Genomic DNA, 301 nt, shown 5'->3' on the forward strand with positions numbered 1-301 from the left:
CAGCATAGCCATCATCCGGATAAGAAATCATATCCGAGAACATTGCAGCAGGTGTTGCGCTGATTGCATCAAGATTGGCGCCTCCAAGATGACTGCCGTCCAGGGTCATGTTTCCCCAAGCCGATACGGTCATGCACGTTTTTGAGCGCTCCGGATCATAATGCATCATCAAATCGTAGTTAAGGACAGAGGAACCCATAATTGCAACAATCGCATCTTCCTTTGAGATTCCTGCCCCATCAGCCACCCGTGACAAGAAGTCAAACACAGATGGCTCATCCGCTTCGTAGTGCTTCAGGAT

The 301-nt window shown here is 49.2% G+C and carries 1 protein-coding gene; it reads right to left on the reverse strand.

Going from position 1 to position 301, the window contains the following annotated elements:
- The coding region (locus NE591_RS14410) for a hypothetical protein (RefSeq protein ID WP_256157001.1) at nt 1-268 on the reverse strand (268 nt) is incomplete at its 3' end.
- Nucleotides 269-301 lie beyond the last annotated feature (33 nt).

Origin of the sequence: Adlercreutzia sp. DFI.6.23 (assembly GCF_024462535.1) — a bacterium.
GTDB lineage: Bacteria > Actinomycetota > Coriobacteriia > Coriobacteriales > Eggerthellaceae > Adlercreutzia > Adlercreutzia rubneri.